Genomic DNA, 6,150 nt, shown 5'->3' with positions numbered 1-6,150 from the left:
GCCCCTGCTGCTGTCGACCTATATCAGCCACACAATCCTGCGCGGCCTGATGAATGGCAGCGTCGAGGCGGCGTCCTTCGACGATCCGGTGACGCAGGGGGTCATGGCGATCCGGCAGGCGGTCTCGGCAAATGAACTGGCCCCCGAGGCCGTCGGCCCAGAGATCACGCTCCTGACCCGCAACGACGAAAACTTCGACCACGTCCGCATCTCCCCCGCGAGCTATTTCCCAGCCGTGCAATAGGTCGGATTGTCGGCCGTGGGGCTTGCGCGACCTGATGTCGGCTCTGCGGACTAAGCTGCCGATGGATGATATTAGTCGGATGACTGCTCATCGTCTCAAAGTAGCCGTTGGCTAATCGTCCGAATGTTTCGTTGCGGCCCGTCGAATGAGGCATACACTGTGTATGCGAAATCAGGTGATCCGCTAATTCAAACTGTGCGGAACACAGCTACTCATGGTCAACAAGAACGCAATAGCGCCGGTGAATACGCCTTAGTGGCGCGACGGGAAATAGCTGTCACTCATTCGAAGTACTTACATACGCCCTGTTACAGTTCGAGTACTGCTACCCTTTGTGAACGCAAAGCCGAGAAGCAGATTAGTGGCTAACCGTTCTCAAAGGGTATCGATTAAAAATGAGGGTACGGAATTCCTTACTCGCGTTCGAATGGTGAAAAGCACAGAAATTCCCCTCGAGCTTTGGAAGTCATGAGCGCAATTGGCATTGGCATGATAAGCTGGAGAGAACTTGTCGTGTAGGTTTATGCCGCTCATTGAGAGGCGAGATTAGGGGACTAAAGTTGCAAATAAATAGGGCGTTAATTGCGCTTGTGAGTGTAGTAATTTTCGCTGGTTTTGCGGCTCTGTCCGGTAAAGCGAGCTCGTCTCGGGATTTTCGCTTTAGCGGCTGGTGCCTCAGGCATTCTGGCGAGGACTTGGAGTTTTTTCCAATTCCGGAACGGCCGCGAGGTATTCCAAGGTTTCGTGCATCCTCTGACTTGCCGTTGCCGTTGCTGTCCGCGCCGCCCGATGAAACTGGGCTGGTAGTTTCCTATACAAAAAACCCAACGTATTCGACCAAGTATGCCGCATCCGATCGGGGTCGCATGGGATGCACCCGAGTGCCGCAGGGCAACGGCCTATCGCAGTTGACAGGGGAAGGTCTTCCCAACTGTTCGGTCAGCAAGAGCCGTGACACGGATTACGACTGGTTTGAGCCGACCGACCCATTCGGTACACTAGACGGAGTTTTTGTCCGTTGCGGGCGAAGTTCATTAATACGCAATTGTAATTTAACTGGGTTGCTACCCAACGGTTGGGAAGCACAAGCGGTTTTGCCCAAACCTTATTTGGACGATTGGCAGAAGGCTGCTCGTACGGCGCGCGGCTATTTTGAAACTTACCTGACAGATTGTGGAAAGAACTAGCATGGATTACCGAGACATCTCTCCTTACTTCACAGAAGATGGTAAGTTGAAGCTTCTAGCCCCTGAACTCGACACGCTCCAAGAGTTGGTCGATGCTGGTGATCGAGGGGCATTCCATTTTTTGTACGGAGAAATGGCCGATAACGACGATGCAAGGTTGACTGCGAAAATATCGACGTTCAGTGACACAGTGGGTGGAACGGCGTTTGCATCCAACTGGGCCCTTCAGCAAACTGAACCAAACTATCCCGGAATCTATGCAATCTCGCAGCAAATTGCAGTTGATATATTGCTGTTGGCCCGTAGAGAAGTGGAGATTCAAGATGGCGGGACAGGCTATTTGGATAAAGAGGAACATTTCACTTCTGCAGATAATACGTGGATCAACCTCGGGATAGGAGAACTTTTTCCAGGAAATCTTGTAAAACTTGCTCGTAACGAAGCTGATTTGGGATTTTGGGAAGAACTAGGAGATATTGCAGCATTTTTGGCATTAGGGGGATCCCCGGGGGAGCAGGCAGCTTTATGGGGGGCAGCGTACTCGGGCTACACAGGGAAAAAACTTAGCGATTTCGAAGGCGTCTCAGGTTACGAGATAATCGAAGTGGCCGGCGGCCAGGTTGTCGTAGACAGCGAAGGACGCACCACCGCTACCTTCATCAGTGCTGGGGGAGACGACTTGCTAGCTGAGTTAACCCAAGGGTTCACGCTTGGGTTAAATCTTGATTCATTCATCGCCTACCCCGAAAGCATCTATAACGTGATGGGTGAGGTTGGATCGCAAACCCAGATTCTGAGTCCGTGGTTGCCTGAATATGCTGACGCTCGACGTGATTTTACCCAATTTTCTGATGGTGCATACAATGGTGACAATGCTCCGCTCCCATCCGTAGGTGACCCCACACTTAGACTCAGTCAAGATGCTACCGGTGATCGCGATCTTTTGATGTACACTGACACAGCCGATGTGGCTTTTGCGGGTGCAGGAAATGACTTGGTCATGATGGCGGATGGGAATGACCGCGCTCACGGACAGGCGGGTGATGATGTTCTATGGGGGCAGCAAGGCAGCGACCAACTCGATGGCGGGGCGGGTAATGACATTCTGCGCGGCGGGATCGGCAATGATGTGCTTTATGGTGGAGAGGGGGACGATATACTTGATGGCTCCGACATCACCATCGAAGGCTACGAAGCAGCTTTACTGACCTACGTTTTTGGTGATGAGCGTCTCGCAGCCTTAGACGGGCATGATGTCCTCATGGGGGGTACTGGAGATGACTTACTGCGCGGTGGCCTAGGAGCTGACTTTCTATTCGATCGAGGGCTTGAGACTTATACTGGCGATCAGATCAACCTCAGCCCGAGTAACACCTTGCTTTACGCATATGACGGCGGTGACGATGGGAATGGAGACGCCTTGGGTAGCGACATTCTTGTTGGTGGAGAGGGATCCGATTTCTTGGTTTACTCCGGTGGTCGAGATACTTTCTATGGTGGCACCGGCGATGATACCTATTTGGTCTCGCCAGAGTTTATCGAGAACCGCGAGTTTTCCTTCGACGAATTGACTATCGTTCTTGAAGAAGAAGACATCGCCGACGAATCCACCTGGTTTGGACATGATTACGTCATCGGAAATGGCCGTGGCATCCACTCGATTGTTTTCGAGGGCCTCAATCGCGATGATGTTACGTTTGCGTACGAATACGAAGAAACAGCCTTCGACGAACTCTCCACCGAGTTACAAACCTCGTTTATCAACTTGCTTGGAATAGATTCCATTGATCTGGGTACTTTCCCAATTTTTAGTCTTAGCGGGCAGCTTTCGATTACGGTCAACGCCACGGGCAGCAGCATCTATTTTGACAATGTTGGTGGTGCATACGTTGGGGGTAATAACAGTTTTTATGGCAGTGTTTTTATTGAACCGATGCTGGCCACAGAAACCTACGCCGTATTCGAAGACGGCACGTATTTCGATTGGATGCGCGAACTCGATCGCATTGAATACGTACAGCCGGTCAACGGAACTATTTCTGACGATGCTGATGACGCGCCTGAAAGCCAAGCAGAAGAACGCGGCTTCGAACCACCCGAGGAGGAACCGGAAGAACAGATCGGTACGAATGCTACCGACTTTCTTGTCGGTACGTCTGCAGATGAAAATCTAGTCGGCCTGCAAGGCGATGACTATCTTCATGGTTGGGACGGTAACGACATACTCACCGGCAATGAAGGTGCCGACTTGATTCACGGGGGTGAGGGTTTTGACATCGCTAATTACTCAACCGCAGCGGACGCAATTGTTGTATCGCTTTCCTCCGGGAACGGGATATCTGGTGAGGCAGATGGCGACCGATTGATTTCTATCGAGGGAGTGCGGGGTTCAGCTTTTGGTGACACTCTTTATGGCGGCGCAGGCAACAACCAGCTTTTTGGAGGTGACGGCGACGACCGGATTGAATCTGGGTTCGGGGCGGGCGTAACTTACATGAACGGTGGGAATGGCGCGGATGTTCTAATTGTGCGCAGCGGGAATGCTCAAGTATTGGGCGGCGCGGGGAATGATCAACTGTTCAGCGGCCCTGCTGCTGGGATCGAATTCATGTTTGGTGAAGAAGGTGATGACACCCTCTACGCGTCCATGGGCGACGATCTCTATGACGGTGGCACAGGCTACGACACGCTATCAACTGAATACCTTATTAGCTCTCTCTCTGATCGATACGTAAATCTTGAAGATGGCATCATGAGGGCACGCTTTTTTACGGATAACTCCATCGGCATCGGTAGTAATGAACTGGTCAGCATCGAAGCCTATCTTGGTGGCAGGGGAAATGATCAAGTCTTCGGTTCTAGCGCTGCCAACCTTCTCAGCGGCGGGGGTGGCAACGACGAACTTGATGGCGGCGCGGGCGATGACACACTCTACGGCAGCTCGGGTGACGACATTCTTCGTGGTGGAGATGGCGACGACGCTCTCTATGGTAGTATTCCAGGTCTGTCGACATACTTAGGTTCGGATATCCTCTTCGGGGGCGCAGGTACTGATACAGCATATTATTCTGCAGCTTTCTCGACTTACAGTTTTAGCACTTTCAATGGTGTGCTTTTCGTTGCTCACGGAGATGGCAATTTTGATGAGATCGCGGATGACGTAGAACTAATTGCCTTTGCCGACGCTACTTATACCTGGGGCGAATTGAGCGCGATTATGATCAATGATGGACCTACTGCCATTGATGATACGGTGGAAATTCTTGAGGGCGAAACGGTCACTCTTGATCCACGTCTCAACGACAGTGATCCGAATGGTGATCCTCTCAGCATTGTAGAAGTCAATGGCAATGCAACTGGGCCATCTTCCACTAGCTACACTGGACCTGGCCTTGATTTGGCAATTCGATTGACAGCTAATGGTAGTCTAAGTTTCGAAGCGGACAACTTCTTCGGAGATGATCTTGCCCCAGCCGAAACCTATGTTCTTACAGTTACCTACACAGTCTCCGATGGCTTAGGCGGCTTTTCCAGTGCCGATATCACAGTAACTGTTGTTGGGAACGACGAAGAAGTGGTTGGAGCGGTGGATGGCACTGAAAACTCAGATGTTATCAACACTAGCTATGTAGATGCCGATGGCGACACGGTGTCCAGCGAGGCCGATACGATCTTTGGCTTAGGAGGTGACGATACGATAAACTCTGGGGGCGGCGATGACACGGTCTATGGAGGTGATGGCGACGATATAATTGACGGTGGTGACGGCGACGACCAACTACACGGTGGTGGCGGCAATGATACGCTGTTGGGTTTAGCAGGAGCTGACTTCTTTGATGGCGGAGAAGGCAACGACACTGTCAGCTATTCGTATACTGCTGCTGATTTGTTTATCGACTTATCGGCCGGTGGAGCCTCCACCGGAGCCGGAGCGCCAATACAAGAAAGCTTTGCTAGCATTGAAAACGTCATCGGAAGCGATGGTGAGAACACTATAATAGGTGATTTTGAAGATAATATTTTGTCTGGGTTGGATGGCTCTGACCGCTTAGAAGGCGGTGCTGGCGCTGATACCCTTATAGGTGGGCTTGATGCGGATACCTTAGTTGGTGGCACGGGCGCTGATGTGTATCGATTCACGACGGGTGATGCTGCGGATCGAATATTAGATTTCGATCCCGAAGAAGATATTATTGAAATTGATGGCGTTGTTTTTGACGTCAGTGCTGTACCAAGCGGAGTATCAGTATCCGATCAGGGTGCGGATGTTCTCCTATCCTACGGAAGTGGTGACACCATTGTTTTGGAAGGCCTAAGTGTCACTGAATGGATTGCCGCGACCAGTGGTGGAACTACTGTCGGGATTCTTGACGGCACGGAAAGTGCTGACATCATCGACACCAGCTACGTTGATGCAGATGGCGACACCGTGACCGATGGAGCTGAAACGATCTATGGCTTTGGCGGTGACGATACGATCAGTTCCGGAAGTGGCAACGACACCATCTATGGCGGAGCCGGAAATGACACTATCCAAGCGTCTCGCGGCAACAAAACCATTGATGGTGGTGACGGCAACGACACCATCTACGTGATCGATAGCAGTGTCGTTGATGGCGGTGCTGGTGACGACTACCTGTTCTCCAACTTGAATAAAGGCGGCGATCACACCTTCACTGGCGGAACTGGTGCTGACACGTTCGAGTTTGCATATGCAGG

The 6,150-nt window shown here is 51.6% G+C and carries 1 protein-coding gene and 1 pseudogene; both read left to right on the top strand.

The features are described 5' to 3' along the window. Nucleotides 1-244: pseudogene (locus tag THALAR_RS18505) on the top strand (TMAO reductase system periplasmic protein TorT); the annotation flags it as partial. Between the two features lie 1,188 nt (nucleotides 245-1,432). After that, the coding region (locus THALAR_RS00020) for an Ig-like domain-containing protein (RefSeq protein WP_040816873.1) at nucleotides 1,433-6,150 on the top strand (4,718 nt) is incomplete at its 3' end.

It is taken from the genome of Litoreibacter arenae DSM 19593, assembly GCF_000442275.2.
GTDB classification, from domain to species: Bacteria; Pseudomonadota; Alphaproteobacteria; order Rhodobacterales; family Rhodobacteraceae; genus Litoreibacter; species Litoreibacter arenae.
Note: the sequence above shows the minus strand (reverse complement) of the source record. Positions and strands in the feature narration are given on the sequence as shown.